Annotated in this window: 4 protein-coding genes and 1 pseudogene; 2 read left to right on the forward strand and 3 right to left on the reverse strand. The window is 55.7% G+C overall.

All coding sequences use genetic code 11. The features are described from left to right. The first annotated feature begins 1 nt into the window (after nucleotide 1). Nucleotides 2-475 carry a photosystem I assembly protein Ycf3 gene (locus KBY58_RS12850; protein WP_255004711.1) on the forward strand — a complete coding sequence of 158 codons (474 nt, stop codon included), beginning with the start codon at nucleotides 2-4 and terminating at the stop codon, nucleotides 473-475. Between the two features lie 109 nt (nucleotides 476-584). After that, entirely contained in the window at nucleotides 585-1,139 is a 555-nt protein-coding gene (locus KBY58_RS13230; protein ID WP_409995768.1) for a phosphatase PAP2 family protein, read from the forward strand. Here the strand turns inward: KBY58_RS13230 and KBY58_RS12855 are convergent. From KBY58_RS12855 to KBY58_RS12865, 3 genes and pseudogenes are all read right to left on the reverse strand, one after another. Next, complete coding sequence (locus KBY58_RS12855; protein ID WP_255004712.1) at nucleotides 1,083-1,763, reverse strand: phosphatase PAP2 family protein; 681 nt, start codon at nucleotides 1,761-1,763, stop codon at nucleotides 1,083-1,085. The two genes, KBY58_RS13230 and KBY58_RS12855, sit on opposite strands and share 57 nt — an antisense overlap. 995 nt (nucleotides 1,764-2,758) lie before the next feature. Then, nucleotides 2,759-4,444, reverse strand: coding sequence for an ArnT family glycosyltransferase (locus KBY58_RS12860; protein ID WP_255004714.1), 1,686 nt, complete (start codon nucleotides 4,442-4,444; stop codon nucleotides 2,759-2,761). Between the two features lie 333 nt (nucleotides 4,445-4,777). Next, nucleotides 4,778-5,205, reverse strand: a pseudogene (locus KBY58_RS12865) (DNA repair protein RadA); the annotation flags it as partial.

The raw sequence follows: 5,205 nt of genomic DNA on the forward strand, positions 1-5,205 counted from the left end.
GGTGATGGCCGACCTGATCCTCAAGGTCATCCCCACCAACCGCCGCGCCAAGGAGGCCTTCGCCTACTACCGGGATGGCATGAGCGCCCAGGCCGACGGGGAATACGCCGAAGCCCTCGACAACTACGAAGAGGCCCTCACCCTCGAAGACGATCCCCTCGACCGGGCCTTCATCCTCTACAACATGGCCCTGGTGTACGCCAGCAACGGTGAGCACCACAAGGCCCTCGACCAATACGGCGCCGCCCTGGAGCTCAACAGCAAGATGCCCCAGGCCCTCAACAACATGGCGGTGATCCACCACCACCTGGGCTCGATTGCTGAAGAAAAGGGCGAAGCCGATGAGGCCGACCGCTGCTATGACCAGGCCGCTGACCTCTGGGGCAAGGCGATCCGCCTAGCCCCCAACAACTACATCGAGGCCCAGAACTGGCTGAAAACCAGCGGCCGCGGCAGCGTGGACGTTTATTTCTAAATAGTTTTCGAGACAGTAAATGAGACTGCAACCACCTGCCAGGCAACTCATCGTGTTCTCCGGCTTGGGAGTGCTGGCCATGGCCATGCTCACACTGATTGATTTCAGCATGGGCAAGGCATTAGGCAGACTGGAGAGCTTGCTAACGGGAGATCTTTATTATCTTTTTCGCATCTGGGGAAGTCTATGGCCCTGGCTTCTTTTTTCGATCGCCCTTGCTCTCAGCTGCAGGCGAAATAACCAACCCAACCTTGCAAAACAAAGTGCCTTTCTTTTACTCAGCCCAGCTCTGAGTGGGGCGCTGGCCGAGCTGCTCAAAATAACGCTGCGCCGAGAAAGGCCATCCCCACTGGAAACTTATATATTCCGCCCATTCACCGATCGCACCTGGTCAAGCACTGGGCTCGGCCTACCCAGCTCCCATGCAGCCGTGGCCTTTGGCGGGAGCATGGCCCTAATTATTCTATTTCCCCGTTTGCGCCAGCCAGCCCTAGTGATGGCAGTGGGCTGTGCGATCACCCGAGTGGTCAGCGGGGCCCATTACCCCACCGACATCTACCTGGGTGCACTGGTGGGATCGTTAAGCGGCATCTTGCTAGCCCGTTGGCTAAGAATCCCGAGCCTGCAGTTTTGGCATGCACAGCCAAGCCCCGACCAGCCCTAGGGCCGCACCGATGAAGATATCACTGACATAGTGGTTATTGGTGGCTACCCGCTGAAGTGATGCCAAAATAGCCAGCGCCACAAATGCAGGGCGCCCAGCTGGTAGATACCACCAAAGAGATGCCGCTAAACCTGCGGCAACAGCGGCATGTCCGGAAGGGAAACTCATCACTGCAGAGCGTCCATGAATTCCAGCATCTAGGAGTTGGCGCCCAAATGTATCAAAAAAGCCATTGGCATTTTCAAGGATTGCTTTACCGGGCCTAACCCTGGGAATTATCAGTTTGAACAAATCTACAAATAATCCACCCAGATAGGTGCCTGCAATCAGACGCAGGGCTCGAATACGCCCTTCGGAACGGCGCCACCTCAATTGGCTAGAGGCTATAACCGCAATCAAAACCATTGCTGCGCCAGTACCATGACCACCTATTTCGGAAAAACGGAGAATGCGTCCTATTTCCTTAGGAATAGGATTAAGATCCATGAGCCGAGCAGCTTGGACATCCACAATCAGGCTAAGCATGCCAGCAACTATTAAAAAAGTTGCGATGCCTAGCAACGCTCGCTGCTTGCCAAAAATTTTTCTCATGATGCCAATTAAAGCCACTTTAGCATAGCCCAAGAAGCCGACTCTGGCTATGGGACTATTGAATAAAACGAACGCGATCGGAGGACAACGACGGTATATTCAGAACTTTAGATCTGGCGCTAACCGCAAGACCAGAATAGCGATGCATGCTGAAGCAATAATCAAGTCAATTATTCTAACTTTAGAATAATTAATCTCCCCTGACCCTCCCTGCCTGCTTGACCTTTTACCGCCAAGCATAATCTTGAAAGACTGGGCTAAATCTCCGCAAGGGGGAAATAGCAATAGCTTCTTGATTCTGAAGCACATGGCCAACTTGCCATCACAACTCCAGGACTGGGTCTTCATACCTAAATTGAAAACCACGCTTGTCTCCTGGTATTCAGAAATGGGCACAGGCAGTGGCCCCCAATAACTACATCGAAGCCCAGAATTGGCTTAAAATCAGTGGCCACGACAGCGTCGACGCTGGTTGACCTCAGCCTAAGGGAGGCACTTGACAACCCAGGCAGCTTGCAGAAGAAAGATCTCTATTATGTATTTCGCACCTGCTGAAACCTATATACATGGCTCCTTTTTTCGATCGCCCTGGCTCTCAGTGGGAAACCAAGCGACCCATACAATAACGCCAAATGGGAGCATTGGCAAGCTAGTCCACCAGCTTTTATTTGCCCATTCGCCCATAATCACGCGCCAGATTTTTTGTTATGAACAGATAAGCCCTGCCATGCCTCGCTGTAACGAAGCGTTGGCAATGCACTCAAGCCTCCTGGCGTGCGAATAAAAGCGGTGACACCCCTTCCCGAAGCAGGGGGTGTGGGGCCTAAAGAATCTAACTTTTCACCTTCTTTGCTACCTTCAGCGCTCAGGACCTGCGGCATTTAAGGGATAGATATTTTTGAAATCTCACAACTATCCTGATACAGATCAACTCGCTTTCTGACATAAAATTGTAATACCTAGGCGCCTTGGAGAGCATTTGATGCTCTATATCAGTCTGCCCAAATTTCTTATTTTTTGAGGTGGGCTTAAAGCTTGCGGGTGCGCACCACGTCGAGCGCTAGCTTCCGACCCTTAGAGTAATTAAGGCCATGGAATTGACCAATCCGCTTAGTAGTGATCTCTACAGGCAATTTCTTTCTGAAGACTGGCATCTGATTGCTACGAATAATCACGATAGCCTCAGAGTGGCTGACTGCGTGACTGATTAGACCTTCGAGGTTCGTCAGTTGAGTTTCGGTTCCCAGGTTGAAAACCACGCTCGGCTCGTGATATTGGGCAATCGCCACCGGAAGGGATTGAGCCCCCTCGGCGATAATGATCTGGCGTAGTCTTTCTGCCGGCCAAATCGGGGTGAGCCGCGGTAGAATTAATTGAAACATTAGTCCGAAGATCACCACGGCGGCGGCGGCAGAGGCAAGTAGACGCTGGCGGAAGTCCGTCAGTTTCGGCATCAGCACCAGCGTTGCGATGCAGAGTGCGCTCACTAACAGTGCAAGTTCGGAGATAGTGCCGCTTGCCCAGAAGTAGATGGTCGGTACGCCCACAGCCAGGAGACTGCCCGAGAGGATCCAGGCGGTCACCCCGATGCGCTGGGGCCAGGCCGAAAGCCCCTTAGCACCCCGCCCCTGTTGGCCGGTGTGGATCAAACCCATGCCGGCCAACAGGCACAGGGCTGGCAGCAGGGGGAGCACGTAGTGCGGCAATTTGGTGGGGACCAGTTCGAACACAATCCAGCCAGGTACCAACCATGCAGAGGCCAGGCGAGTAATCGCCTTGAGCTGGGCGGGGGCCCGGCGCAGGCCAGCCCAGGCTTGGGGGATAAGCAGCCAGGAAACTGGCCAGAGCAACAGCGGTGTGATCAGCAGGTAGGTGCCGGGGGGGGCTCCATGGGATTCCTGGACTTCAAGTAACTTGGCAATAAAATCGTTACCAAAGGAATCCTTAATGAACTGGCCTTGGCTGAGCATTTGAATGCTCAATAACCAGGGGCCTAAAATCAGGACTGGCAACGCCAGCCAAGGAAGGGGATGAAGAGCCTTTGCCGGCCAAAGGCTGCGTTCTTTCCAGCATATCCAGGCAAGCGTGAAAGTAGCCACTGCAGGCGCCACCGGCCCCTTGATCAGCATCCCTAGTCCTAACCCCAGCCAGAACAGCAGGCGGGAGCGCCAAAGCCCTTCCTGTCGGGGCTGGACGTATATCTGGGCCAGGCCAGCCTGCATCGCCACGATGGCAGCCAATTGCATGGCGTCGGTCTTGGCGAGGTGAGCTTCAACCCCCAGCAGCAAGGAGCACGCCAAAAACACAGCCGCCACGAATGCCGCACCCTCGCCGATCAGGTGCCGAAAGCCCAAGTAGAGCAGTAGAACCGCGCCAGTGGCGCCGATCGTGGAAGGCAGCCGGTAAGGAATCCGCTCTGTAGAGGGAACACCAAGGGACTGGGCGACATGGCTGATGCCGGCCTGCAACCAATAAATTCCCACGGGCTTTTTATAGCGAGAGTCATCCTGAAAACGGATGTCAAGCATGTCTCCGGTTTCAACCATTTGGCGCGTAGCCTGCATGTAGCGGGATTCGTCGCGATCCGTAGCGGGCAGACTGGAAATGCCAGGCAGGTAAAGGGCCAAGCAAAGGAACAGCAGAATCCAGACCTTGCTGATCTTCTGAAGGCCGATCTTGCTTAACCAAGGTGGAAGCGCGGGTCGTATTTCCATTCGCGACAGTGCTTATTTTTAAGAGTCATATTAATATTGTCATGCCATTCACTTGCTAGTCATCATCTCCAGGCTGACACGTAGGTCCAGTCCCTCAGGCAATAGCCGCTGATGCCCTGAACAGCTTGAGCATGTTGTGAGTGGGGGCCATCAATGCCCATTCACCTTCTCCAAACCCCGTAATCGGAAACGATCCAGGCACTTCACGCGCCCAATGTCGCTTGAAGCGCTGATCAGACTGGGGTGACGGATGGTCTCGAAGCCATGGCCATCGGAGCAACCGGTGGAGAACCTAAGGCTGGCAAACTCCTGCCCCAAGCTCCGTCCCAGCCCTTAGCCCCGATCTTCGGCCGGGTTAACCCCCAGGGCCGCCACCAGGGCTTCGGCGACCGTGCCCGCCTCCAGTAGCTGCAGGCCGATGCCGGCGGCAACCTTGGCCATGCCGCTGCCCTTGGGAACCACCGCCCGGGTGAAGCCCAGGCGGGCGGCCTCGCCTAGCCGCAGCTCCAGCTGGCCCACCGCCCGCAGCTGGCCACCCAAGCCCAACTCCCCCACCAGCAACGTGCCTGGCGGCAGGCAGAGATCCCGGTAGCTGGCCACAACCGCCGCGGCCACCCCCAGATCCGCTGCCGGTTCCTCCACCTCCAGGCCACCGGCCACCGCCAGGTAGCAATCAAATCGGCTGAGGGGCAGGCCCAGGTGCTTTTCGAGCACCGCCAGGATCTGGTGCAGGCGGTTGGCGGCGATGCCGGTGGCGCTGC

It is taken from the genome of Cyanobium sp. HWJ4-Hawea (assembly GCF_024345815.1).
Lineage (GTDB): Bacteria > Cyanobacteriota > Cyanobacteriia > PCC-6307 > Cyanobiaceae > Cyanobium_A.